The sequence below is a fragment of the Actinoplanes sp. NPDC049598 genome, assembly GCF_040675435.1.
GTDB lineage: Bacteria > Actinomycetota > Actinomycetes > Mycobacteriales > Micromonosporaceae > Actinoplanes.
This window is the reverse complement of the sequence record NZ_JBFAOX010000033.1, coordinates 15612-39505: the sequence shown is the minus strand read 5'-3', so window position 1 is coordinate 39505 and position 23894 is coordinate 15612. Positions and strand designations below refer to the sequence as shown.

The following is a 23894-nucleotide window of genomic DNA, read 5'->3' as shown; positions in this document are numbered from 1 at the left end:
CATCGGCGGCCCGTCGGCCGGCTCTCTCATCGGGTCACCTGCTCGGCGATGAACTGGGCGAGCTGTCCCGGGGTCATCGCGCCGACCGGGGCGCCCACGTTGGCCAGGCGCTGGGCGGTGGCGCGGTCGTACACCGGGTTGGCCTGGTCGTCGAGGGCGGCCAGCCCCAGCACCTTGGTGCCCTGCTCGACGAGGTCGCGGACCGTGCGTACCAGCAGTTGCTCCGAGCCGCCCTCGTAGAAGTCGCTGATCAGCGCGACGATGGCGCGCCGGGGTTGTTCGATCAGGCCGGCGCCGTAGAGGACCGCCTTGGCGATGTCGGTGCCCCCGCCGAGCTGGACCTTCATGAGCAGCTCGACCGGATCGTCGACGTCGCTGGTCAGGTCGACCACCTCGGTGTCGAAGGCGACCAGGTGCGTCCGCACTCCCGGCAACCCCCACAGGCAGGCCGCGGTCACCGCCGAGTGGATGACGGAATCGGTCATCGAGCCGGACTGGTCGACGAGCAGGATGACCTGCCATTGGTAGACCTGCTTGCGCGTACGCGAGAAGAAGTGCGGCGTCTCGATGTAGAGCCGCCGCTCGTCCGGCCGGTAGTGCCCCAGGTTGGCCCGCAGCGTCCGGGTGACGTCGAAGTCGCGCGCCTGCTTCCACCGGCTCGGCTTGCGGGCCCGGGTGCCGGTGAAGGCGGCCCGTACCTCGGTCGCCATCCTGGCCATGAGGTCCCGGACGACGGCCTCGACGATCCGGCGGGCCAGCCGCAGCACTTCCGGGTTCATCAGGTGCTTGGTCTGCAGAACCGCGCGGAGTAGGGCCGGGTTCGGCTCGATCGTGCGCAGCACTTCGGGATCGGTGACCACATCGGTGATCTCGTAGATCTCGACCGCATCCCGCTGCAGCCGCTCCACCGTCTCCTTCGGGAACAGCTGCGTGATGTCATCGAGCCAGTCCACGGTGGTGAGCGCCGACGGCCCGTCCCCGCCGCCGCGCACATCACGCTTGGCGTGTTCCTCGTCCCGCCCGTAGAGCCAGCGCAGCGCCGCATCCCGCCGCAGGCTCTCAGCGCTGAGATCACCCATCGCGGCGGCGGGCTCACCCAGCACCAGCCGCCACCGCTCGAGATCAGAATCGGTCACAGCACATCTCCGATCGAGGCGGCGTCGGCGTCGGGGTTGGCGGTCGGAAGGGTCGCGGCATCGGGGGTCGCGCTGCGGTGGGTCGCGGGGCCGGGGGTGGCGGTGGGGAAGGTCGCGGCGTCTGGGGCCGCGGTGGGGAAGGTCGCGGCGTCTGGGGCCGCGGTGGGGAAGGTCGCGGCGTCTGGGGTTGCGGTGCGGAGGGTCGGGGGGTCGGAGGGTTCGGGGTCGGTGAGGATCAGGGCCTCGCGGCAGAGGACGGTGTCGACGCGGTCGTCCAGGAGGAGGCCGGCGGCGATCACGGCGGGATCGGGGCCGGCGGTACGGAGCAGGGCGCGCCCGGTGCCGGTGAGGCCCCGGCGGGCGAGGACCTGGCCGGCGATGGTTTCGCGTTCGCGGGGCGGGAAGAACTCGAACGCCTGCCGGAGCGCGGGCAGCGAGATGAGGAAGTCGTCGGCCGACAGTCCGGAGAGCAGCTCGTCGAGCAGGCCGATCACCTCGGGGGAGTGCAGCACTTCCTCGCGCGCCACCGCGAACAGGCCGGCCAGCCAGTCGCCGGCCGAGCGGGGCACGAAGGCGCCGCGTACCCCGCGCACCGCGTCGATGGTGGACGGGTCGTCGTGCAGCGCCCAGCGGACGCCGAACGCGGCCCCGCGCAGGTCGGGCGGGGCCTCGCGGTCGGTGGCGATCCGGCCGGCGACCTCGAGGGCGGCCGCCCGGTCGAGGCCGAGCGCCCGGCCGGCGTGCCGGAGCCCGTCGCGGCAGGCGGCCAGCGCGCCGATGCGGCCCGGGTCGGCCGGGGCCTCGTCGCCGCGTACGCCCTCGGCCAGCCAGAGGATGCGGCGGACGGCCGCGGCGATGACCGTGGCCAGGGTGCTGCTGCGGGCGGTGCCGAACAAGCCGTCGTGCCGCCACATGGTCAGCACCACGGCGAGCATGCGGCCGAGCGGCCCGAGCTCGGGAGCGGCGCCGACGGCCGCCTCGATGTCGGCCAGGGTGCGGTCGGAGACGTCGGCGGTACCGGAGAGCGCGGCGTCGAACAGCACGAGGGCCAGCGCGTCGACGTCCCGCCCGGCCGCGGCGGCACGCTCGGCCAGCACCGCCGCGCAGGCGTCGGTCAGCGTGGCCCCGTACGCCCCGGCCTCGATCACCGCCGTCAACCGCTCGGGTCCCGGGCGCAGGGTCCAGCGTTCCCGCAGCGCCGGGTCGAGCCCGGTGGCAGGGCCGCTGTCGCGGTGAAAGCCGGGCACGCCGAGCAGCCGGACCCGGTGCAGCACGCGGCTGCGATCCCGGTCGGCGGCCCGGGTGAGGTCGAGCTCCAGCCGGGCCGCCCCGTCCAGCCCGGCCCGCTCCAGCTCCGCGTCGAGGTTGTGCACCAGCGGCGGCGCCGGCGTGTCCGGATGCAGCCGCCCGACCCGGTGCCCGCTGAGCGCCGCCACCATCTCCACGACGACCGGATGGCTGCCGGCCTCGAGCGTCCCCCGCCGCGCCCACGGCAGCGGCACGTCGATGGCCTCCTTGACGAGCGCCGACGCCAGCCCGTCGAGCACATCGGTCCGCCCCGGGCGGTGATGCCCGCGTACGGTCGCGAGCCCCTCCGCCGTGGCCCGCGCCGCGATGAGATCCGCCGTCGAGACCGGCTGCCGCTTCTTCCGCAGCCGCTCCGCCACCGCCTCGACGAGGTGGCGCGCCGCCCCGCCCGCCCCCGACTCCCACAGCTCCTGGTAGTAACCCGGCGACGGCATCCCGGACTGATAGCCGTCAAACGCATCGAGCCGCCGAAACGAGTACGGCACAAGAAAGCTCCCGCCGATCGCCCCCTCCGGCATTTCCGGAATGTCCGGCCAGATGGGCTGTTCGCCAACCGCGCCGGCGCCGTCCTCGCCCGCACCCGCGCCGCTTGCGCCAGGGCCGTCCGCCTGGGCGTCGCCCACGCTGAGGCCGGCGTGCGCGCCCACGCTGAGGCCGGCGTGCGCGCGCACCAGAGCGGGCCGATGAAAGCCACCAGTCACGACCACCACATGCCCATCGCCCGCGGCCGCGGCCGCCGCCGCGACCCACGACGCCATGTAGGCCTCGCGCGCCGTGTCCGACTCCCCGGCCGCCGCCTCGCCGCGGACCAGGTCGAAGTAGGTGGCCAGCCGGTCGAACAGGCCCTCGGCCGGCGCGATCTCGACCAGGTGGTCCCACAGCGCGTCGACGTTGTCCACCTCGAAGGCGCGGCACAACCGTTCCATCACGTCCGCGTAGCGGAGCTCCGCGTCCGCGTACCGGTTGCTGCGTCCCTCGAAGGCCGGATGCCACGCCGGCAGATCGATGAAGCGCAGCGCGGACCCGACCTCGGCCCCATGGGTCAGCGCCGCCCACTCCGGCGAGTAGTCGCAGAACGGCGCCCAGGACGCCACCCGCCGCGTGTCGTCGCGGTAGCTGCTGAACAGCGCGACCGGCAGCTCATGCCCGAGCAGCAGCTCGCCGATCCGCCCGTTGACGTCGGCCGGGCCTTCGACCAGCACCCACGCCGGCCGTAGGTCGTCGATGACGGAGGCCACCAGCCGGGCGCAGGCGGGGCTGTGGTGGCGGACCCCGATGAAGGTGACCGGCACGGCTCAGCCCGGCAGCAGGTGACGGGCCTGGTGCAGCGCCCGCCACTGGGTGCCGTCGCGCCAGGTGATCTGCTGGGCCAGGTAGCGCCGCAGCTTGGCCAGGTCGTCCGCGTTGTCCTTGGCCGCCGTGCCGGCCAGGCAGGCCACGATGTCCTCGGCGTTGCCGGGCTCGCCGCGCAGGAACCAGCCGCGCAACCCGACCGCGTGGGCCACCGACACCGCCTCGGCCGTGCTCATCACCGCCGACAGCTTGTCCATCGAGTCGCCGCGGCCGGTTTCGCCGCTGCGCAGCTCCCGGAACGTGGTCACCAGGACTTCGAGCACGTCCCGGCGCGGCTCGGCGGTCACCCCGGAACGGGCCAGCAGCCGGGCCGCCTCGTCGGCCACCAGGGTGAGCTCGGTGGCGAAGTCGGCGATCGGGAACACGGTCTCGAAGTTGAAGCGGCGTTTGAGGGCGGAGCTCATGTCGTTGACGCCGCGGTCGCGGGTGTTCGCGGTGGCGATGATGTTGAACCCGTCGCGGGCGAAGACCATCGACTCCGGCCCGGTCAGCTCGGGGATGGCCAGCACCCGGTCGCTCAGCGGGGAGAGCAGGCAGTCCTGCACCTCGAGCGGGCAGCGGGTGATCTCCTCGAACCGGACCGTGCGGCCCTCGGCCATGCCGCGCAGCAGCGGCGCCGGCACCAGCGAGCGGGTGGACGGCCCCTCGGCGACCAGCAGCGCGTAGTTCCACGAGTAGCGGATCTGGTCCTCGGTGGTGGCCGCGCCGCCCTGGATGGTGAGTGTGGAGTCGCCGCTGACGGCGGCCGCGATCAGCTCGGACAGCAGCGACTTGGCCGTGCCGGGGTCGCCCACGAGCATCAGCCCGCGGCTGGTGGCCAGCGTGATCAGCGCCCGGTCGATCAGCGACGGGTCGCCGACGAACTTGCGGCTCACCTCGAGCGCCGGGTCGCCGACGACGAAGCGGCGGGCCGCCTGCACGCTGAGCGCCCAGCCCGGCGGCCGGGCCGCGGTGTCGGCGGCCCGGAGCCGGGCCAGCTCGTCGGCGAAGCGCACCTCGGCCGGCGGCCGCTGGACGCTGTCGGCCGGGTCGGTCACCGGGATCTCGGTGAGGCTCATGCGGTCACCTCGGTCAGGTCGCGGATGATCTCGGACGCGACCACGGGGTCGAGCCCGCCCAGCGCGAGCTGGCCGCGCGGGTCGTTGTGCCACCGGTTGCCGGTGCCGTTGTGCAGCATCACCATCGTGATCTTCTGTTCCGTGAACTCGTCGATGTAGCCGATCGCGATGCCGGGCTCGATCTCCACCGCCACCTCGACCCCGGCCGCGACGGCCAGCTCGAAGCGCCCCTGGATGCCGGCGTCCTGCGGGTCCTCGCGCCGCCAGCCGCGCCGTTCGAGCCCGAGCAGCTTGGTCGTGGGCACGGTGATGCTCTCGAAGCGGGCCAGCCGGCTGGTCTGCGCCTCTTCCTCGGTGAGCGTGAACGTCGCCCGGCCGAGCTGGGCGAACGGCTGCAGGATCTCGTAGTCGGCGAACAGCTCGGACCAGACCGCGAGGTCGTCGCCGAGGTGCAGCGGGTGGGCCACGCCCACGGTCGCGTCCTCGGGCAGCGAGGTCTCCTCGTCCTCCACGGTCGAGAACGTGCGGTCCTCGGCCACGCGGATCGCGCCGAGCGGCTCCGACGAGGCGTCCCACACGGCCCAGACGAGGCGCCGCACGATGTGCCACAGCAGCGGATGGCCGACGAACAGCTGCCGGAACTCCCCGGCGCTCCACCGGCGCCCGGTCACCATGGCCCGTTCCAGGCGGCGCACCTGGTCGGTGGCGACCGTCCGCACGTCCTTCTTCAAGGCCGAGAACTGCTTGTACGCCTGCGGGGCGAGCTCCGCGTCGTCGCGCGCGCCCGGTTTGGGCAGCGCCTTGAGCCGCTTGCCGTCGCTGCCGGCCACGAACGGCCGTAGCTGCTCGTCGAAGCCGACCGTGAACGAGCGGGGGCCGTAGTCCAGCCGCAGGCTGCCGGCCTCGTCCAGCCCGAAGTCGGGCACCAGCCGGTCGCCCAGCTGCTCGGCGCTGAGCCCGAGCCCCTGCGCGACCTCGGCCATCTTCTCGTTCGCGGCGTTCTTGAGGCCCTTGAACTTGGCCCGCTGGGCGATGCCGTGCAGCCGCATCAAAGCCACGTCGCTGCCGATCGCGGCCAGGATGGTGATGCCGGTGACCGCCTTGGCGTGCCCGCCCTCACCCGGCCAGGCCAGGATCAGCGGGGTCAGCCGCCGGACCGTCTCGTCGTCGCCGATCAGGCCGAGCGCGGCCAGCGCCCAGTTCTGTTTGGCGTTGGCCCCGGCCGACTGCCAGCGCTGGAACAGCCCCCAGCCGAACTCGGCCAGGCTCGACGGTTCGACGGCTTCCCGGACCAGGGCCAGACCGGCGTACGGGTCGTCGAGCCGGGAGATCGCGAGGATGCTGATCAGATTGGTCACCGCGGCCGCCGGCAGCGCGCCCGAGCCGTCGCGCAACCGCACCGGCGGCAGCAGACCGGGCACGGCCCACGCCGGCACCGGCGGCATCTTGGCCGGCAGCACGGTCAGCGGGTCGGTGTCGAGCAGCGCCCCGACGGCCGTGGCCGCCTCCGATCCGTACATCTCGGCCGTGGCCCTGACGGTCTCGCCGTGGCCGTTGGTGTGCAGCGCGAGCAGGGCCTGCTCGGCCTCGCGACGCGGCGCACCCGGCTTCTGCAGGGCGGCCGGCACCAGCGTCCGGGCCGCCGCGGACGGGTGACGCAGCAGCCACTGCAACGCGTAGGCCCGGGTGGTCTTGAGCCGGGCCAGCCAGCCTGCCATCAGCACGGCCAGATCGGGCGAGACGAACGGCATCAGCAGCGGCGCCGTCTCGGCCGGGGAGTGCCGGGCCAGCTCGATCGCGGCCGGTAGCGCGTCGGCGCCGAATCGTTCGGCCACCACTGGCATCCACGAGTCGGCGTCGTAGGCGTAGCGCGGGCGCCACTGGCGCAGCACCTCGCGGGCCAGCTCCTCGGGCCCGTCGGTGAACAGCCGGACCGGGTCGTTCCACTCCTGCTTGCCCGAGGACATCCGCCGGGCGATCTGCTTCCACGGCTCGGTCGGCGGGCCGTAGTGGCGGATCGGGGTGGCCCGCCAGGCCTCGCGCTCGCCCGGCAGCCACTCCGTCGCGGGCGGGTCGTCGCAGGTCAGACCGGCGATCACGACCGGCTTGGCCGGTTTGACGGGGTGCTCCCACGGCGGGTCGGCCAGGACCGGCGGCACGGCGGAGGCCGGCGCCGTCACGACCGACGCGGCCTCGGTCGTGATCAGCTCGACCCGGGTCGCCGCCGGGACGCTCAGTATCGGCAACACCTGCTCGGCCAGGCCCGGATGGTTGAGCAGGTGGGCCCGGAGCAGATCGTCGTGCCGGCCGGACTCGGCAAGATGGCGCAGCCCGCGACGCGGGTAACGCCCGGCCGCCTCGAGCAGATAGGGCGTGACGTATTTGCGGTCGGCCCGCTCGATCAGGCCGCGCATGACCTCGTCACCCGGCAGGACGGCGACCGTGCCGAGCAGGCGGCGCTGGGCCCCGGCGTCGCCCACCTCCTCGTCGATCCAGCCGAACAGCGCCGGGGCCGCGGCCGCGCCCACCCCGTCGACGAGGGTGGTCAGCATGGCCATCGAGCCCCACACCGTCCAGCCGGTGGCGAAGGGCGCGAGCGCGTCGAGGTGCCGGCCCTGGCCGGCGGCGGCGATGAGCAGGGCCGCGAGGTACGGGTCCTGGGCGGCGACCGTGTCGGCGATGTCCTGCTCGACCCACTCGATCTCGGTGGGCGCGAGCGTGGAGGCGGCGGCCCGCGCATAAAGATGGCCGCGCCGGTGCTCGGACAGGGCGGCGACGGCCTCCGCGTAGTCGTCGCCGGTGGCGGCCGCGAGCGCTGACCGGACCCGCAGCAGGGTCTGCATCTGCGGGTCGGCCTGCCAGCTGTACCGCTTCTCGCCCGGGCGCATGGGCCGTACGCCGTACCGCTGGGCCAGGCCGGGGACGACCGGGCCGCGGCTGTCCGTGGTCTCCATCGACATCAGCTCGACGGCGGCCCGGGCCGCGAAGACCACGCCGTGCCGCGCGATCCACACGTCGGCGAAGGCGGGCAGTTTGTCGCGGATCGCCCAGTTCCCGACGCCGGCGGCCACCGCCACCGCCGCGGCACCGGCCGGCGTCACTCCCGGTTTGCCCTCGACCCAGGCCAGCCCGGCGTCGCGGATGTCGGTGGCGGTCGCGGGCGCCTCGAGAACCGAGCGCACCACCTCGGTCCGCCCGGCGAGCTCCTCGTCGACGAACGCCCGGGCTTTCGCGTCGGGCGTGAACGCCGTGATCCCGGAGCTGCCGCGGCGGGCCCACCGGTGCCGCTGCCAGGCAGCGGGAAACTCGAACGTGTCCTCGGAAGTCTGCATGCGCCAACCTCTTGATCCGGCCCAGCTCGAACGTTGGTGCCGGAGAGGCTAGCGGTGGCGTACGACAGAAACTCAGGCAGCGCTCTTGGCCAGGGCGGATTCCTTCAGCCGGGCGTACTCGGCCTCGGTGATCGCGCCCGAGTCGAGCAGGCCCTTGGCCGACGAGATCTCGTCGGTCACGCTGCGGGCGCCGCCGTTGGCGCCGGCGACCGAGCGGATGTACGTCTCCTGCTGCTGCCGCAACGCGGTCTGACTAGCCGCCGTCCGCTCGGCCATGCCCCCACCACGCACGATGAGGTAAACCAGCGTCCCGACCAGCGGCAGGATGATGATGAACAGCGCCCACACCGTCTTGCCCCAGCCGCCCAGGTCCCTGCTCCGGAACAGATCCCCGAAGATCCAGAACAGGCACATGAACCAGGCGATGAACAGGAAGAACTCGAACAACGCGAGCAGGAAGGAGCCGTTGTCGTCGAACATGGAGGTGCCCTTCCACGAGGGGGATAGATCCGGCTCCCAGTGCACGCCCTCCGGCCGACCCAGTCCTCGTCCGCCAGGGATTAAATCTCAGCCCCGGGTGGGGCTGGTGGGGTCGGGTTTGGCAAGCTCTTGGCCCGTGGAAGCGATTCGGCTCATTCTTCTCTTCATCCACCTGGTCGGCTTCGCGCTGCTGCTGGGTGGGGCAGTCGCCCAGTTCCTGTCGGGGAAGTTCCGGATCAATCCGGCGATCCTCTGGGGCTCGATCATCCAGCTGGTCAGCGGCGTCGGGCTGGCGGCCCCGCTGCGTGGGGGCGGCGATGACGAGCCGAGCCCGGTCAAGCTGGGCGTGAAGCTTCTCATCGCGATCCTGATCTTCATCATGGTGTTCATCCCGCGGAAGCGGGAAGCCGTGAACAAGGGTCATTTCATCGGCATCATCACGCTCACGCTGGCCAACGCGGCCGTGGCCGTCTTCTGGCGGTAACGCGTTCTTAAATGGAACGTGTGTCATTTTCATATGTAATTCATAGGGTGACTCCGTAGCGTTCCGGCCGGTCGATCGAGACGACCGAATCGCTTACGGAGCGCCGCCATGAACGACGTCAGCATCGTCATCCCCACGCACACCGAGCGTCGCTGGGAGTCACTTCAGCGTACGGTCGCCTCGGCCCTCGCCCAGGAAATGGCGCCGGCCGAGGTTATTGTGGTGGTCGACCACAATCCGGGCCTTTTCGCGCGCGCGAAAGCGGAGCTCGGTGTCACCGTGCTGGAGAACGCATCAGTGAGAGGGGCGTCCGGGAACCGGAACACCGGCGCCTTCCACGCACGTTCGGAGCTGATCGCGTTCCTGGACGACGACACCGTCGCCCACCCGGGCTGGCTGGCTCATCTGGCGGCGCCGTTCGCCGACCCGACCGTGGCCGGTGCGGGCGGCAGCATCCGGCCCGCCTGGGAGCGCCATCGCCCGGCCTGGCTGCCGGACGAGCTGCTCTGGACCGTCGGTGTCTCGTACGCCGGAATGCCCACCACCATCGCCGAGATTCGCAATGTCTGGTCGGCGAGCATGATGGTGCGCCGGGCGACTTTTCTGGCTGCCGGCGGTTTCCGCACCGGTTTCGGCAAGCTCGGCGACCGGAACCGGCCCGAGGACACCGAATTGTGTCTGCGGATCAGCGCGGAAACGGGCGGCCGCTGGATGTACGTGCCGGAATCGGTCATCGAGCACGATGTGCCCCTCGACCGCAGCACCTTCCGTTTCTTTCTGCGCCGCTGCTATGCGGAAGGGCGGGGAAAGGTGCAGATGTCGGCTTTACTGCCACGAAACCAGAAACTCGGCACCGAGCAGGAATATCTGCGCCGCACCCTGCCCCGCGCGGTCGCCCGTAATCTGGCCGACGCCACCATGGGCCGCGGCGGTTTCCACGCGCTGCGGGCCGCCACCGTCATCGCGGCCGTCGCGGCGGCCGGTTTCGGCGGGGGAGTGGAGACATTGGCGCAGACGCCACCGCGAGGTTGATCACGCTTAACCCCGGTTCCCTAGCGTCGGCGATCATGAGAAAGACGGCTACTAATATCCTCGCCGCCTCCGGCGTCCTTGCCCTGACCCTCACGCTGGCCGGCACCGCGAACGCCGGCGGCCACAGCGTCGCCAAGCCCACCCTCACCGGGTTCGCGTCGCTGCCGGCCGCGACCTTCGTGCCCGGCAGCGAGCCGTCCGGCGCGCAGGCCTCGGGCACCACCAACGGCTTCGCGCTGCCCTTCGCCGACCAGCCGGTTCAGGGCTTCTCCGGGATCGCCGGCAACGGCGACGGCACGTACGACGTGCTCTCCGACAACGGGTACGGCACGCAGGTGAGCTCGGCCGACTTCCTGCTCCGCGTACAGCGTCTGGCCCCGGTCTTCAAGACGAACAAGGTCGACGTGCTCGGCGGCGTCAACCTGACCGACCCGAACAAGTTCGTGTCCTGGAAGCTGACCCGCGAGGACCGCGTCCTGACCGGCGCCGACTTCGACCCCGAGTCGATCGTCAAGGGCGCCGACGGGTCGTACTGGATCGGCGACGAGTTCGGCCCGTACCTGCTGAACTTCGACCGGGCCGGCCGCCTGCTGCGCGCCCCGATCCCGCTCGAGGGTGTCGTCGCCCCGGAGACCGCGGCCCGTACCGGCGTCACCGCGACCGCCCGCAGCAGCAAGGGTTTCGAGGGCATGGCCGCCTCCCCGGACGGCCGTTACCTTTACCCGCTGCTCGAGGGCACCGTCACCGGTGACCCGGCCGGCCAGCTGCGGCTGAACGAGTTCGACCGCCGCGCCGCCAAGTACACGGGCAAGCGTTTCGCCTACCAGCTCGACAACCCGGACAACGCCATCGGGGACGCCATCGCCGTCGACCAGGACCGCTTCCTGGTCATCGAGCGCGACAACGGCCAGGGCGCGACAGCCGCCTTCAAGCGGATCTACATCGCCGACAAGCGTGACCGCAACCGCGACGGCCTGATGGACAAGACCCTGCTGGTCGACCTGATGAACATCGCCAACCCGCGCAAACTCGGCGGCTTCGGCACCACGTTCACCTTCCCGTTCCAGACCATCGAGGACGTCGTCATCCTCGACGACAAGACCATCGCCGTGCTGAACGACAACAACTTCCCGTTCTCCAGCGGCCGCACGGCCGGCGTCGCCGACAACAACGAGTGGATCACCATCGCTCTGCCGAAGCCGCTTCACGCGGACAAGCGCATCCTCAAGTGATCCCTCGCGCCGGGCGGGCCCGTCACGGCCCGTCCGGCGCTTTTGGCTGTACGCAATCAGCGCCCGACCGCCGCTGAGTCCCGCACCGGCCGCGTGTAGACCTTCGAAATGCACGCCGGCACCGCCGCGCCATCGCCATGGGCCCGCGCCTTGTACCCACTGGGGCTCTCCCCGACCAGCTCACTGAACCGCGAGCTGAACGACCCCAGCGACGTACACCCCACCGCGAAACACACCTCGGTCACCGACATGTCCCCGCGCCGCAGCAACGCCTTCGCCCGCTCGATCCGCCGCGTCATCAGATAGCTGTACGGCGTCTGCCCGTACGCCGCCCGAAAGCTCCGCGAGAAGTGCCCCGGCGACATCAGCGCCACCCGAGCCAGCCCCGCCACATCAAGCGGCAGCGCAAAGTCCCGGTCCATCACATCCCGAGCTCGCAACAGCCGCCGCAGATCCCCGACCTCCACCCGCCCACCATCGCACAGCCACCGCCACCGCCCCATCATCCTGTCGCTGGCCCGCTGGCCCGCTGGCCCGCTGGCCCGCTGGCCCGCTGGCCCGCTGGCCCGCTGGCCCGCTGGCCCGCTGGCCCGCTGGCCCGCTGGCCCGGCCGCCGCCTGCCGCCAGCCCCTCAGCCCTGCCCCGGCAACCAGGCACCTAGCCTCCTAGGAAGCTTGGGGGATGGCGACCGCGGCCACACCAGACGAGCGGCGGGGACTATGCGAACTCGCCTCGTCAGGCTTGGCGGAGGGTTGAGCGTCCGCACGGATAGCCTCGGCGAGGCGGTAAGCCGCCATCGCGGCTCGGAGTTTCCTTCGAAGGCTCGTTTGCCGCCGATGCGGGCTGCATGTCCGGCGCGGATGTCGCTCCATCGGACGAAGTCGGTCACGGGTCGCATTTTCGTCGCGCGAGGGACGGCGGGCCATACCCGTAAGAGGGGAATTCGGGGTGGGTAGGCCGGGGATAGGGTGGGCGCGTGGCTCCTGTGTCTGTGGCGTGGATCGATCGGCAGTACGACCGGGAGAACGGAGGACGGTTCGCCGAACGGGTGCTTGCGAGCGCCAAGGAGTTCGCCGACTGCTGGGGGGACATCTCGCCGGTCGGGTTTGCCTGTGTGGCGTGGCGGCTGGCCACGGCGCCGCAGCTCGATCCGGGATATGTGCGGCTTCACCGGCGTGTGCTGGCGGCCGAGTGTGTGCGCAACGAGTGGGACGGGTCGCTGACTGTCCACGTACGGCTGGTGGCTCCTTGGCCCGAAGCGCTGTCCGGAGATCAGGTGTGGCAGCGGGATCGTGGATGGCGGGGGTGGCCGGAGACGTTCGGGCAGTTCCTGCAGCCGTCGGCCGAGGAGCTGAGCCGGGTGCCGCACGTGCGTTCCACCCTGCAGGTCGACGCGCCGGTCGAGCTCGGCCCGCTGCCCCCGGTGCCGGACGGGCCGGGACCGGCCATGGTGGACCTGGCCGAGCGGGCCGTCACCGTGCTGGCCCGCGAGCTCAACGACCTGATCGCCCCGATCGTCACCAGGCTGGAAGCATGAGACTGCTGAGCGCCCTGCACGACCCGGCCGACCTCGAGGACGCCGTCCGCGACCCCGATCGGAGTCTCTCCCGGCACGAGCTTCTGGGCCGGGCCGCCGGTCTCGCGGCCGAGCTGGCCGGGGCGGAAACCGTTGCCGTGCATGCCACCGCGAGCGCCGGGACCGTCGTGGCGGTCACGGCCGCGCTGCTGGCCGGGGTGAAGGCCGTTCCCGTGCCGCCGGACGCGGGCGAGCTGGAGCGCGCCCACATTCTGCGCGACTCCGGCGCCGAGCTCATGCTCTCCGACGATCCGGCCGCCGCCGGGCACCTGCCGATCGTGCGCATCACGGGCGTACCCCACGGGACCGTCCCAGCGGAACCGGACCCGAAGGCCGCCGCTCTCGTCCTCTACACCAGCGGCACCACCGGCCCGCCCAAGGGCGTCGTCCTCTCCCGCGCCGCCCTGGCCGCCGACCTCGACGCGCTCGCCGAGGTCTGGCAGTGGACCGCCGCCGACACCCTCGTGCACGGCCTTCCGCTGTTCCACGTGCACGGCCTGGTGCTCGGCGTCCTCGGCCCGCTGCGTCTCGGCTCGCGCCTCGCCCACACCGGCAAACCCACACCCCAGCTGTACGCGGCCACGCGCGGTTCGATGTATTTCGGCGTACCCACGGTCTGGTCGCGGGTGTGCGCCGCCCCGGCCGAGGCGCGCGAGCTGCGCCGGGCCCGTCTGCTCGTCTCCGGCAGCGCCCCGTTGCCCGTTCCCGTCTTTGAGGAGCTGAAGGCCCTGACGGGCCAGGCCCCGATCGAGCGGTACGGAATGACGGAAACCCTCATCACGGTGAGCACCCGAGCCGACGGCGAACGCCGCCCCGGTCACGTCGGCCGGCCCGTCCCCGGTGTCGAGACGCGTCTGGCCGACGAGTCCGGCGGCATCGGCCACCTCCAGGTCCGCGGGGCCACCCTGTTCGACGGCTACCTGAACCAGCCGGCCCGCCCGGAGGGCTGGTACACCACCGGCGACGTGGCCACGATCGGACCCGACGGCTGGCACCGCATCGTCGGCCGCGCCTCGACCGACCTCATCAAGACCGGCGGTTACCGCGTCGGCGCCGGCGAGGTCGAGGACGCCCTGCTGCTGCATCCGGCCGTCCGCGAGGCCGCCGTCGTCGGCACCCCGCACCCCGACCTGGGCGAGCAGATCACCGCGTACGTGGTGGCCGACGCGGTCACCGGCCCCGAGCTGACCGCCTTCGTGGCCGAACGCCTGGCCGCCCACAAACGCCCCCGCGTGGTCCACCTGGTCGGCGAGCTGCCCCGCAACGCGATGGGCAAAGTCCAGAAGGCCACCCTGAAAAGGGCCTAGCGGGCCGTCAGAGCCGGTCGAACGGTTCGGCGTACCGGAAACGGCCGGTCAGGCTCTCGTACTGGCTGAGGGTCCGGACCATGAAGTTGTCACCCCATGCCGGGTCGGGCGCGGCGATCCCGAGCGGCTGCGCGGCGACGAAGCCGAACCGGCGGTAGAAGAGCGGGTTGCCGAGCAGCCCGACCAGGGGTTCGCCCAGCGCGTCGGCCGCGCCGAGAACGGCGTGAATCATCGCGCTCCCCACGCCGGCCCGCTGGCGGGCCGGGAGGACGCTCACCGGCCCCAGCCCCAGAACCGGCCGCTGATCGACGTGGGCCCGCGTCGCGACGACGTGCCCGACGACCTGATCGTCCTCGACCGCGACCAGCGACAGCTCCGGGATCCAGCCGTCGTCGTCGCGCAGCCAGGAGACGAGCGCCGCCTCGCCGGGATCACCACCCGGCTCCACCGGCGGCGCGCTGTACGCCAGACCGCGGAAGGCTTCCGCCGTAACCGCACGGATCGCGCCGGCATCCCCGGGCCGTTCACGCCGAATGATCACACGTGAACCCTCCGGCCTCCGCCCCTCGCCGTCAACGGATTTAGCCCCTCAGGCGGAACTTAAGGCATCGCTTAGGTAGCTGTTGACTTTGGTGGGGGCGCGAGGAAGTCTCACCGCGATCGCGGGAGGTGCAGCGTGCAGGTGCCGGCTCCGTTCGAATACGAGCGTGCCACCACTGTGGACCATGCCATCGGGCTGCTGGAACGTCTGGGCAGTTCAGCGCGGCTAGTGGCGGGCGGGCACAGCCTGCTGCCGATGATGAAGCTGCGGTTGGCCAACTTCGAGTATCTGATCGACATCAACCCGCTCCACGAGGAGCTGGGCTATATCCGTTTCCACGGCACAGAGGTACGCATCGGCGCCCTCACCCGGCACCGGGAGCTGCTGGAGTCGGCCGAGCTGGCCGCCGCGTTCCCGATCTTCCGGGATGCCGAGCGGGTGATCGCCGACCCGATCGTGCGCAACCGGGGCACGCTGGGCGGATCGCTCTGCCAGGCCGATCCCTCCGAGGATCTGTCGGCCGTCTGCACGACGCTGGACGCGAGCTGCGTCATTCGCGGGCCGGGCGGCGCCGAGCGGGTCGTGAGCATGGAGGAGTTCCACGTCGGGCCGTACGAGACGGCGGTCGGCGACGACGAGATGCTGACCGAGATCCGTGTTCCCGTGCGGGAAAAGGGCGGCAGCGCGTACGAGAAGGTCGAGCGCCGCGCCGGGGACTGGGCCGTGGTCAGCGCCGGGGCCGCGGTGTGGCTGTCCGGCGACGGGACGATCGCCGACGCCCGGGTCGGCCTGGCCGCCGTGGGGCCGAACACGACCGGCATCCCCGACATCTCGGCCGCGCTCGTCGGGCGGCCGCCGGCCGAGGAGCTCTACGAGCAGGCCGGTGCGATCGCCGCCGGGGCCTGCGATCCGGTCACCGACCAGCGGGGCAGCGCCGAGTACAAGAGGCACCTCGCCAACGAGCTGACGAGGCGGACGTTGCGCAAGGCCGTCGAGCGGGCGAGGAGCTGACAAGCATGCAGGTCACGATGACCGTCAACGACGTCGAGGTCACCCGGGAGATCGAGGGGCGCCTGCTGCTCGTGCACTTCCTGCGCGACACCCTCGGCCTGACCGGCACCCACTGGGGCTGCGACACGAGCAATTGCGGTACGTGCGTGGTCTGGCTGGACGGCGAGCCCGTGAAGTCGTGCACCGTGCTCGCCGCGATGGCCGGCGGCCACGAGGTGCGTACGGTCGAAGGCCTGGCGAAAGGCGCCGAGCTGGACCCCGTCCAGGAGGGTTTCCGGCAGTGCCACGGACTGCAGTGCGGCTTCTGCACGCCGGGCATGATGATGACCTGCCGGGCCTTGCTCGACAAGAATCCCGACCCGACCGACGCCGAGATTCGTGAGGCCATCTCCGGCCAGATCTGCCGGTGCACGGGCTATTCCACGATCGTGCGCTCGGTGCGCTGGGCGTCCGTCCACGAGGCGGCCGCCAAGGAAGGTGCCGACGCATGACCGCGGTGCAGGAACCGAAGCTGAGCACCTTCGACGACAACGACCAGAAGCCGGTCGGCTACGGCCGGATGCTGCGCAAGGAGGATCCGCGGCTGCTGCGCGGCCGGGGCCGGTTCACCGACGACGTGCAGCTGCCCGGCATGCTGCACCTGGCCATCCTGCGCTCGCCGTTCGCCCACGCGCGGATCGTCAGCGTCGACACCAGCGCCGCCGAGGCCGCGCCGGGTGTCATCGCCGTGGTCACCGGGGCCGCGCTGGCCGAGCAGGGCCTGGCCTGGATGCCGACGCTCTCCAACGACGTGCAGGCCGTGCTGGCCACCGACAAGGTGCGCTTCCAGGGCCAGGAGGTCGCGTTCGTCGTCGCCGAGGACAGGTACAAGGCGCGTGACGCGCTCGAGCTGATCGACGTCGAGTACGACGTGCTCGACCCGGTCATCGACGTGCGCAAGGCGCTCGAGCCGGACGCGCCGCTGATCCGCGACGACCTCGAGGGCAAGACGAACAACCACTGCTTCGACTGGGAGACCGGCGACGAGGCCGCGACCGAGGCGGTCTTCGCGAAAGCGGATGTCGTGGTCAGCACCGACGTCGTCTACCCGCGGGTGCACCCGGCGCCGATGGAGACGTGCGGCGCGGTGGCGGATTTCGACGCGGTCGAGGGCAAGCTGCGGCTGTGGTCGACCACCCAGGCCCCGCACGCCCACCGCACCCTCTACGCGATCGTGGCCGGCCTGCCCGAGCACAAGATCCAGGTGATCGCGCCCGACATCGGTGGCGGCTTCGGCAACAAGGTGCCGATCTACCCGGGCTACGTGTGCGCGATCGTCGCCTCCATCGTCACCGGCAAGCCGGTCAAGTGGATGGAGGACCGCTCGGAGAACCTCATCAGCACCGGGTTCGCGCGGGACTACATCATGCGGGGCGAGATCGCGGCCACCCGCGACGGCCGGATCCTGGGCATCCGGACCAACGTGCTGGCCGACCACGGCGCCTTCAACGGCACCGCGGCCCCGGTGAAGTACCCGGCCGGCTTCTTCGGGGTCTTCACGGGCAGCTACGACATCGAGGCCGCGTACTGCAAGATGACCGCCGTCTACACCAACAAAGCCCCGGGCGGCGTCGCGTACGCCTGCAGTTTCCGCATCACCGAGGCCGTCTACCTGGTCGAGCGGATCGTCGACACGCTCGCCTACGAGCTCGGCATGGACCCGGCCGAGCTGCGCCTGAAGAACTTCATCCAGCCCGAGCAGTTCCCGTACGAGACGAAGACCGGCTGGGTCTACGACTCGGGCGACTACGAGCCCACGATGCGCCTGGCCATGGACATCGCCGGCTACGCCGAGCTGCGCCAGGAGCAGGCGGAGAAACGGGCCCGGGGCGAGCTGATGGGCATCGGCATCTCCTTCTTCACCGAGGCGGTCGGGGCCGGCCCGCGCAAGAACATGGACATCCTCGGCCTCGGCATGGCCGACGGCTGCGAGCTGCGGGTGCATCCCACGGGCAAGGCGGTCGTACGGCTGTCGGTGAAGACCCAGGGGCAGGGCCACGAGACGACGTTCGCGCAGATCGTGGCCGAGGAGATCGGCATCCCGCCGGCCGACATCGAGGTGGTGCACGGCGACACCGATCAGACCCCGTTCGGGCTCGGGACGTACGGCAGCCGCTCCACCCCGGTCTCCGGCGCCGCGGCCGCCCTGGTGGCCCGCAAGGTGCGCGACAAGGCCCAGATCATCGCCTCCGCCATGCTCGAGGTGACCGTGGCCGACCTCGAGTGGGAGAAGGGCAAGTTCCAGGTCAAGGGTGACCCCGGCAAGGCGGTGACCATTCAGGACATCGCCATGCGGGCGCACGGCGCGGGCGACCTGCCGGACGGCATCGAGGGCGGCCTGGAGGCCCAGATCTGTTACAACCCCTCGAATCTCACGTACCCGCACGGGGCGTACATCTGCGTCGTCGACATCGATCCCGGCACCGCGCAGGTGAAGGTGCGGCGCTTCATCGCGGTCGACGACTGCGGCACCCGGATCAACCCGATGATCATCGAGGGCCAGGTGCACGGCGGGCTGACCGACGGGGTCGGGATGGCGCTGATGGAGATGATCGCGTTCGACGAGGACGGCAACTGCCTCGGCGCCTCGCTGATGGACTACCTCATCCCGACCTCGCTCGAGGTGCCCGACTGGGAGACCGGCTACACGGTCACCCCGTCGCCGCACCACCCGATCGGGGCCAAGGGCGTGGGGGAGTCGGCCACCGTCGGCTCGCCGCCGGCGATCGTCAACGCGGTCGTCGACGCCCTCAAACCCTTCGGTGTCCGCCACGCCGACATGCCGCTGACCCCGTCGCGCGTCTGGGACGCGATGCGGGGCCGGGCCACACCGCCGATCTGAGGTCTCCCATGAGCATCACTGACTTGACGCGCTCGCTGGAGAAGGAGCGCCGCCCGTTCGTGCACGCCACCGTCGTCCGGGCCCAGGAACCCACCTCGGCCCGGCCCGGCGACGACGCGGTCATCCTGGCCGACGGCTCCATCGAAGGATTCGTCGGCGGGGTGTGCGCCGAAGGTTCGGTCCGGGCGGCCGCGCTCGACTCGCTGCGCGACGGCAACACCGTGCTGCTGCGGGTGCTGCCGGAGGAATCGGCGCCGTTCCCGGAGACGCCGGGGGCGCTGGTCGTGGTCAACCCGTGCCACTCGGGCGGCGCGATCGAGATCTTCCTGCGCCCGGTGCTGCCCAAGCCGCTGGTCGGCGTGGCCGGCACGACCCCGATCGGCACAGCCATCCGCGAGCTGGCCGCGTTCCTCGACTTCGAGGTGGCCCCGGCCGGTTCCTACGCGGGCGCGTCGGCCGTGGTGGTCGCGGGTCTCGGCCGCGACGAGGAGCAGCAGATCCACGCGGCGCTCGACGCCGGAGTTCCGTACATCGGGCTGGTCTCGAGCCGGACCCGCGGCGCGGCCATGCTGGAGTCGATGCGGCTCACCCCGGCCGAGCTCGAGCGCGTCCACCCGCACGCCGGGATCGACATCGGCGCCCGTACCCCCAAGGAGATCGCGCTGTCGATCCTGGCCGAAGTCGTCCGGGGTGTCCGTCGCGACGGCATCGTCGCCGCGCCGCTCAGCGGCGTCCCCCGGCAGGCCACCGATCCGGTCTGCGGGATGACGGTCCTGATCGGGGAGAACACGCCGCACGCGGTCGTCGACGGGCAGGACTACTGGTTCTGCTGCCCGGGCTGCCGGGACAGGTACGCGGCTTGAACTCACCCGAGGACGTGCGGCGCCGGCTCGACGCGGTCGACTACCTCGTCGACGACGGCCTCGCCATGGCGGTCCATCTGGCCCTGCGCCTGGGAAAGCCGCTGCTGCTGGAGGGCGAGCCCGGCGTCGGCAAGACGGCCGCGGCCAAGGCGCTGGCGGCCGCCCTCGGCACGGAGTTCATCCGCCTGCAGTGCTACGAGGGCCTGACCGCCGGCGAAGCCCTCTACGAGTGGAACTACCAGCGCCAGCTCCTGGCCATCCGGCTGGCCGAGGCCCGGCAGGAGAAGCTCACCGACGCCGACCTGTTCACCGCCGAGTTCCTTCAGGAACGGCCGATCCTGCGGGCCGTACGCCACGAAGGCCACACGCCACCGGTGTTGCTCATCGACGAGATCGACCGGGCCGACGACGAATTCGAGGCGCTGCTCTTCGAATTCCTCGGCGAGGCCGCCATCACCGTGCCCGAGCTCGGCACGTTCACCGCGGCCCGGCCGCCGGTCGTCGTGCTCACCTCCAACCGCAGCCGCGAACTGCACGACGCCCTGCGCCGCCGCTGCCTCTACCACTGGATCGAGTTCCCGGCGCCTTCTTACGCGGCCGAGATCGTTCGGCGTTGCGTGCCCGGCGCCTCCTCGCCCCTGATCCGCACCGCCACGGAGTTCATCGGGCGCGTCCGCGATCGCGAGCTCGACAAGGCCCCCGGGCTCGCCGAAACCATCGACTGGGTCTCCGCGCTCTCCACCCTCGGCGTCACCGACCTGGCCCACGGCGACGTCCGGCGCACCATCGGCACGATCGCCAAGACCCCCGACGACCGCCTGACCGTTCTTCAGGAGCTCCCGTGAAAATCACCAACGAGTTCACCGTCCACACCCCGATCGCGCGCGCGTGGCAGGTGCTGACCGACCTCGAGGGCGTGGCCCCGTGCCTGCCCGGGGCCCGGCTGACCGGCGTCGACGGCGACGTCTACCAGGGCAAGGTGAAGGTGAAGGTGGGCCCGGTCATCTCCGAGTTCGCCGGCACCGCCCAGTTCACGGCCAAGGACGAGACGGCCTACCGGGCGGTCATCGACGCCAAGGGCCGCGACGCCCGCTCCGCCGGCAACGCGGCGGCCCTGGTGACCGCCGTGCTGACCTCCTCCGGCCCCGACACCACCCTGGTGAACGTCGACACCGACCTGAAGATCAGCGGCAAGCTGGCCCAGTTCGGCAGCGGCATGATCAAGGAGGTGTCGGGCAAGCTCCTGGCCCAGTTCGTCACCAACCTCGAAGCCAAACTCGCCGCCGACACCACCCCGGACGCCACCACCCCGGACGCCACCGCCCCGGACGCCACCGCCCCGGACGCCACCGCCCCGGACGCCACCGCCCCGGACGCCACCGCCCCGGACGCCACCGCCCCGGACGCCACCGCGCCGGCGGTCGCCCCGCCCACTTCCGCGGTCACCGCAGGCACGGACTCCGTCTCCGATGCGGCATCTCCGTTTGCCTCCGCTTCTCCGTCCGCCTCGGCTTCTCCGTCGGGCTCGGCTTCTCCGTCGGGCTCGGGTTCTTCGTCGGGCTCGGCTTCTCTGTCCGGCTCGGGTTCTTCGCCGGGCTCGGATTCCCTGTCCGGCTCGGATTCTCCATCCGGTTCGGCTTCGTCATCCGGCGCGGGTGAGGCCGCGGCGTCGGTGGCGGCCGTCGCATCCGCCGCCGACAAGGCGATCTCGCCGGCGGCCGTCGAGCGGAGCCCCGCGCCGTACACGGCCGAGGAGCCGGCCGGCGCCGTCCTGAACGGCAAAGGCTCGACCCCTGAAGGCGCGGCGGTCGCCACCCCGGCCCACGAACAAGTCGCCTCGCCCGCGCCCTCGGCGGCCGCGGTGGCATCGGCGTCGGCCCAGTCCCCGGTCGTGGCCCCGGCCACCAGGTCACCGGCCGTCACCGCCGAGGCCGAGCCGCTGGATCTGCTCGAACTCGCCGGCGGGTCCATCTACAAGCGTCTCGTCCCGGTGGCAGTCGGCGTGGTCGTCGTCGGCGCCGTGGTCGCCTGGGTCATTGCCCGCCGCTGACCCCACCCCGCGCCGTCCCGCCCTCACCCCCGCCCGCGATCTTGGGGCTGAGCCGGGTCCGCCGGGCCGGCCCGGCTCAGCACTCGCTGGGGCCGGTGAGCGTCCGCCGGTGCTTTTGCGGGGCACCGACCGGGCGGCGTTCGCCGTGGCCTTCGTCGGGCGGGTGCGGGAGGCGGGGATGGGCGCCGGGCTCAGCGAGACGGGCGATCTGGTGCACGCGCTGGAAGTCAGCCCACCCGTGTCGGTGGACGCTCTGTATTGGACGGTGCGGGTCGCCCTCGTCCGGCGGCACAGCGATCTAGCAGTGTTCGACCGGGTCTTCCGGGCCGTGTTCGCCGACGCACCGCCGCTGCCGTTGACGCGTACATCCGTACCGCCAAGCAAGCGTGACGATCGGCACCTGGCTGTGCCCCAAGGGGGTTTGGAGGTTGCCGCCGGAGGTGGGCTGCCGTGGGCGACCTTGCCGCCGGCGGTGGCCGCCGCCGAGCCCGGCGACCATGCGCTGCACGCGCCCGAACGCCGGCCCAGCGCGCTGGCCGCCCTGGCCGAGCGGCCGTTCGAGGAACTCGACCCGCAGGAGCTGGAACTGCTCGGGGACGCTCTGCGCACGACCCTCACACGCTGGCCGACCCGCCGCAGCCGCCGCCACGCCGTCGACCCCGCCGGGCGGCGGATCGCCCTGCGCCCCACCATCGCCCGGGCCCGGCGTACCGCTTGGGAGGCCGTCACCGTCGTACGGCAGAGGCCCGTCCGCCGCCCCCGCCGGGCCGTGCTGATCTGCGACGTCAGCGAGTCGATGCGCGCGCAGGCCGCCGCCTACCTGCACCTGATGCGCGCCTTCGCGCTGGTGACCGACGCCGAGACGTTCGCCTTCGCCACCTCGCTGACCCGGCTCACCGCCGCGCTGCGCCACAGCTCCGCCCAGGAGGCCATGACCCGCGCCACCCAATCGGTGGGCGACCGCTTCGGCGGCACCCGAATAGCCACCAACCTGACAGCATTGCTCGACTCCCACCACGGCAACACGTTGCGCGGCGCCCTGGTCCTGATCGCCTCCGACGGCTGGGACAGCGACCCACCGGCCCGCATGACCGCCGCCATGGCCCGCCTGCGCCGCCGCGCCCACCGCATCCTGTGGCTCAACCCGCGCGCCGGCGCTGCCGGCTTCAGCCCCCGGGTGGCCGGCATGGCCGCCGCTCTCCCTTTCTGCGACCACCTGCTGCCGGCAGCCACCTTCGCCGACCTCACCGAGGCCGTCCAGCATCTGGGCTGGTAGCCGTCGGCCCGTGTCTGGTTGTTGCCTGGGGTGGTGGTCGTTGGTTCGTGCCTGGCCGCTGCCCGACCTGGTAGCCGCAGCCCGCATCTGTCTACCGCCATCCCTGCGTGACCACTGGCGCGTCTGCTCGCCCTCGTCGTGGTTTCCGTATCATCGCCCGCCCCCCGGTGGCGGCACCTTCCGGCGCACGTGTCATCGGCGAATGCGCTCCTGTCTGCGGCAGATCTGTACACACTTTATCGTGGCCGTGACCAGGGCGGGGTAGGCCTTATTTGCGAATGGTGATGAAGGCTCGACCCGTGAGCCGAGAACCGCATTCTCTGAGGTTGGCATGATCCTAAACTGACGTCACCGGCTCGGGTGCGGGACAATTCTTGTATGCGAGGGCAGATGTCATTGTTCGGCCGGGCCGAGACGGCAGCGATGCGCGATCGGACCAGAGCGAAAAACTATTCTGCCGAGCGCGAGGAATTCCGGCGTGCCCAGAAAAAGCGCCGCGATTGGGGATTAGCGCAACGGTACGCCGAGAAGCAGCGCCGCATGTATGGATCCGTGGAGGCGGCCCGGGCTGAGTTCGCCCGGTGCGCCCGCGAGCGCCGCATGCCCCAGCCCCCGGCCGGCTCGACGAGCGCCGCCGAGCCAGCCGCGGCAAACACCGCCACGGCGCAAGCGCCGCTCGCTTCAGACCCACGCCCACCGCAGCCGGCAACACTCACACCGACATCCGAGCCACCAGCGGTCGAGCCGGCAGTGTCCGTGCCTGCGCCCCAGGAGTCGGCGCCGATCGAGCTGGCGGTGTCCTTGCGCGCGCCCCAGCAGTCGGCGGCGGTCGAGCTGGCGGTGTCCTTGCCTGCGCCTCAGGAGTCGGCTGCGGTGGAGTTGTCGGTGCCCGCGCCCCGACATGCGGCGGCGGTCGAGCCGACAGTGTCCGTGCCCGCGCCCAGGAGTCGGTTGCGGTTGTGCTGGCAGGGCCG

General features: G+C 71.8%; 19 protein-coding genes. 12 read left to right on the top strand and 7 right to left on the bottom strand.

What is annotated here, in order from left to right:
* Positions 1 to 26: 26 nt before the first annotated feature.
* The 5 genes from AB0J66_RS43425 to AB0J66_RS43405 form a co-directional block, all read right to left on the bottom strand.
* Positions 27 to 1136: a VWA domain-containing protein gene (locus tag AB0J66_RS43425; protein WP_364673502.1), complete on the bottom strand. Its 1110-nt coding sequence runs from the start codon at positions 1134 to 1136 to the stop codon at positions 27 to 29.
* A complete protein-coding gene (locus AB0J66_RS43420; RefSeq protein ID WP_364673500.1) occupies positions 1133 to 3736 on the bottom strand; it encodes a DUF5682 family protein in 2604 nt (867 codons plus the stop codon). The genes AB0J66_RS43425 and AB0J66_RS43420 overlap by 4 nt, the downstream gene beginning before the upstream one ends.
* A 3-nt stretch (positions 3737 to 3739) precedes the next feature.
* Positions 3740 to 4855 carry an AAA family ATPase gene (locus AB0J66_RS43415; RefSeq protein ID WP_364673499.1) on the bottom strand — a complete coding sequence of 372 codons (1116 nt, stop codon included), beginning with the start codon at positions 4853 to 4855 and terminating at the stop codon, positions 3740 to 3742.
* The gene (locus AB0J66_RS43410) at positions 4852 to 8187 is read right to left on the bottom strand and encodes a DUF4132 domain-containing protein (RefSeq protein ID WP_364673498.1); all 3336 of its coding nucleotides are present in this window, start codon (positions 8185 to 8187) and stop codon (positions 4852 to 4854) included. The genes AB0J66_RS43415 and AB0J66_RS43410 overlap by 4 nt, the downstream gene beginning before the upstream one ends.
* Before the next feature lie 72 nt (positions 8188 to 8259).
* Positions 8260 to 8667, bottom strand: coding sequence for an SHOCT domain-containing protein (locus AB0J66_RS43405; RefSeq protein ID WP_364673496.1), 408 nt, complete (start codon positions 8665 to 8667; stop codon positions 8260 to 8262).
* Between the two features lie 136 nt (positions 8668 to 8803).
* On the opposite strand from AB0J66_RS43405, the gene AB0J66_RS43400 reads away from it, so the two are divergent.
* From AB0J66_RS43400 to AB0J66_RS43390, 3 genes are all read left to right on the top strand, one after another.
* Positions 8804 to 9151 carry a hypothetical protein gene (locus tag AB0J66_RS43400; protein WP_364673495.1) on the top strand — a complete coding sequence of 116 codons (348 nt, stop codon included), beginning with the start codon at positions 8804 to 8806 and terminating at the stop codon, positions 9149 to 9151.
* 108 nt (positions 9152 to 9259) lie between these two features.
* Positions 9260 to 10183 carry a glycosyltransferase gene (locus AB0J66_RS43395; RefSeq protein ID WP_364673493.1) on the top strand — a complete coding sequence of 308 codons (924 nt, stop codon included), beginning with the start codon at positions 9260 to 9262 and terminating at the stop codon, positions 10181 to 10183.
* Positions 10184 to 10218: 35 nt separating this feature from the next.
* On the top strand, positions 10219 to 11415 hold the full coding sequence (locus AB0J66_RS43390; RefSeq protein ID WP_364673491.1) for an esterase-like activity of phytase family protein: 1197 nt from the start codon (positions 10219 to 10221) through the stop codon (positions 11413 to 11415).
* A gap of 56 nt (positions 11416 to 11471) precedes the next feature.
* Here AB0J66_RS43390 and AB0J66_RS43385 read toward each other — a convergent pair whose 3' ends face one another.
* Complete coding sequence (locus tag AB0J66_RS43385) at positions 11472 to 11921, bottom strand: helix-turn-helix transcriptional regulator (RefSeq protein ID WP_364673489.1); 450 nt, start codon at positions 11919 to 11921, stop codon at positions 11472 to 11474.
* A 470-nt stretch (positions 11922 to 12391) separates the two neighbouring features.
* Between AB0J66_RS43385 and AB0J66_RS43380 the strand changes: the two genes are divergently transcribed.
* Positions 12392 to 12952 carry a hypothetical protein gene (locus tag AB0J66_RS43380; protein WP_364673488.1) on the top strand — a complete coding sequence of 187 codons (561 nt, stop codon included), beginning with the start codon at positions 12392 to 12394 and terminating at the stop codon, positions 12950 to 12952.
* Positions 12949 to 14298, top strand: a complete 1350-nt coding sequence (locus tag AB0J66_RS43375) for an AMP-binding protein (protein WP_364673487.1) — start codon at positions 12949 to 12951, stop codon at positions 14296 to 14298. The genes AB0J66_RS43380 and AB0J66_RS43375 overlap by 4 nt, the downstream gene beginning before the upstream one ends.
* Before the next feature lie 7 nt (positions 14299 to 14305).
* On the opposite strand, the gene AB0J66_RS43370 is transcribed toward AB0J66_RS43375, so the two are convergent.
* Positions 14306 to 14839 (bottom strand): N-acetyltransferase, encoded by a 534-nt coding sequence (locus AB0J66_RS43370; protein WP_364673485.1) that lies wholly within the window; start codon positions 14837 to 14839, stop codon positions 14306 to 14308.
* A 135-nt stretch (positions 14840 to 14974) separates the two neighbouring features.
* Here AB0J66_RS43370 and AB0J66_RS43365 point away from each other — a divergent pair, with 135 nt between their 5' ends.
* The 7 genes from AB0J66_RS43365 (at position 14975) to AB0J66_RS43335 (ending at position 22920) form a co-directional block, all read left to right on the top strand.
* On the top strand, positions 14975 to 15850 hold the full coding sequence (locus AB0J66_RS43365; protein ID WP_364673484.1) for a xanthine dehydrogenase family protein subunit M: 876 nt from the start codon (positions 14975 to 14977) through the stop codon (positions 15848 to 15850).
* A 5-nt stretch (positions 15851 to 15855) separates the two neighbouring features.
* A complete protein-coding gene (locus AB0J66_RS43360; RefSeq protein WP_364673483.1) occupies positions 15856 to 16341 on the top strand; it encodes a (2Fe-2S)-binding protein in 486 nt (161 codons plus the stop codon).
* Positions 16338 to 18731: an aerobic carbon-monoxide dehydrogenase large subunit gene (locus tag AB0J66_RS43355; protein WP_364673482.1), complete on the top strand. Its 2394-nt coding sequence runs from the start codon at positions 16338 to 16340 to the stop codon at positions 18729 to 18731. Before AB0J66_RS43360 ends, AB0J66_RS43355 begins: the two co-directional genes overlap by 4 nt.
* An 8-nt stretch (positions 18732 to 18739) precedes the next feature.
* The gene (locus AB0J66_RS43350; protein WP_364673480.1) at positions 18740 to 19594 is read left to right on the top strand and encodes an XdhC family protein; all 855 of its coding nucleotides are present in this window, start codon (positions 18740 to 18742) and stop codon (positions 19592 to 19594) included.
* A complete protein-coding gene (locus tag AB0J66_RS43345) occupies positions 19591 to 20439 on the top strand; it encodes a MoxR family ATPase (RefSeq protein ID WP_364673478.1) in 849 nt (282 codons plus the stop codon). Before AB0J66_RS43350 ends, AB0J66_RS43345 begins: the two co-directional genes overlap by 4 nt.
* Positions 20436 to 21644, top strand: coding sequence for an SRPBCC family protein (locus AB0J66_RS43340; RefSeq protein WP_364673476.1), 1209 nt, complete (start codon positions 20436 to 20438; stop codon positions 21642 to 21644). Before AB0J66_RS43345 ends, AB0J66_RS43340 begins: the two co-directional genes overlap by 4 nt.
* Positions 21645 to 21753: 109 nt before the next feature.
* The gene (locus AB0J66_RS43335) at positions 21754 to 22920 is read left to right on the top strand and encodes a VWA domain-containing protein (protein WP_364673474.1); all 1167 of its coding nucleotides are present in this window, start codon (positions 21754 to 21756) and stop codon (positions 22918 to 22920) included.
* Positions 22921 to 23894: the final 974 nt, after the last annotated feature.

Coding starts and splice junctions, on each gene's coding strand:
- AB0J66_RS43375 (WP_364673487.1), top strand. CDS start 12,949: ATGAGACTGCTGAGCGCCCTGCACGACCCGGCCGACCTCGAGGACGCC.
- AB0J66_RS43355 (WP_364673482.1), top strand. CDS start 16,338: ATGACCGCGGTGCAGGAACCGAAGCTGAGCACCTTCGACGACAACGAC.
- AB0J66_RS43385 (WP_364673489.1), bottom strand. CDS start 11,921: ATGATGGGGCGGTGGCGGTGGCTGTGCGATGGTGGGCGGGTGGAGGTC.
- AB0J66_RS43350 (WP_364673480.1), top strand. CDS start 18,740: ATGAGCATCACTGACTTGACGCGCTCGCTGGAGAAGGAGCGCCGCCCG.
- AB0J66_RS43360 (WP_364673483.1), top strand. CDS start 15,856: ATGCAGGTCACGATGACCGTCAACGACGTCGAGGTCACCCGGGAGATC.
- AB0J66_RS43390 (WP_364673491.1), top strand. CDS start 10,219: ATGAGAAAGACGGCTACTAATATCCTCGCCGCCTCCGGCGTCCTTGCC.
- AB0J66_RS43395 (WP_364673493.1), top strand. CDS start 9,260: ATGAACGACGTCAGCATCGTCATCCCCACGCACACCGAGCGTCGCTGG.
- AB0J66_RS43405 (WP_364673496.1), bottom strand. CDS start 8,667: ATGTTCGACGACAACGGCTCCTTCCTGCTCGCGTTGTTCGAGTTCTTC.
- AB0J66_RS43415 (WP_364673499.1), bottom strand. CDS start 4,855: ATGAGCCTCACCGAGATCCCGGTGACCGACCCGGCCGACAGCGTCCAG.
- AB0J66_RS43410 (WP_364673498.1), bottom strand. CDS start 8,187: ATGCAGACTTCCGAGGACACGTTCGAGTTTCCCGCTGCCTGGCAGCGG.